1 protein-coding gene is annotated in these 510 nt (G+C 47.5%); it reads right to left on the reverse strand.

Going from position 1 to position 510, the window contains the following annotated elements:
- A partial coding sequence (locus R7R78_RS29660) for a family 20 glycosylhydrolase (RefSeq protein WP_225475035.1) occupies positions 1 to 510 on the reverse strand: 510 nt, incomplete at both ends.

The following is a 510-nucleotide window of genomic DNA, read 5'->3' on the forward strand; positions in this document are numbered from 1 at the left end:
TATTCGGTGGTATCTTCCGCTTCTACCAATAGGTGTGGTAACGACTTGATGGCAGCTCGGCAGTGGCCTGGTACATCGATTTCAGGGATAACAGTGATGCCTCGTTTTGAAGCAAAGGCAACCACGTCTTTGATGTCTTCTTGAGTGTAAAAACCGCCGTAACGCTCAGCAAGGTGCGTGTACTGTGGCTCATTGGTTTCATCCAACCCACGCCATGCGCCAATATCGGTTAGTTGAGGCAATGATTTGATCTCAATTCGCCAACCTTCATCATCGGTAAGGTGCCAATGGAATGTATTGAACTTGTAGTGAGCCAACTGGTTGATCAAACGTTTGACTTGCTCAACGGAGTGAAAATGGCGAGCACAATCTAGCATCATTCCGCGGTAGCGAAAACGTGGTCGGTCTTTGATTGAACAGCAAACCACTTCCATTGATGCTGGTTGATCGCCAACTTTGATCAGTTGCAACAACGTTGCACAAGCATGGGTAAAACCAGACGAAGAGCCA

The organism is Vibrio sp. 2134-1 (assembly GCF_033339495.1).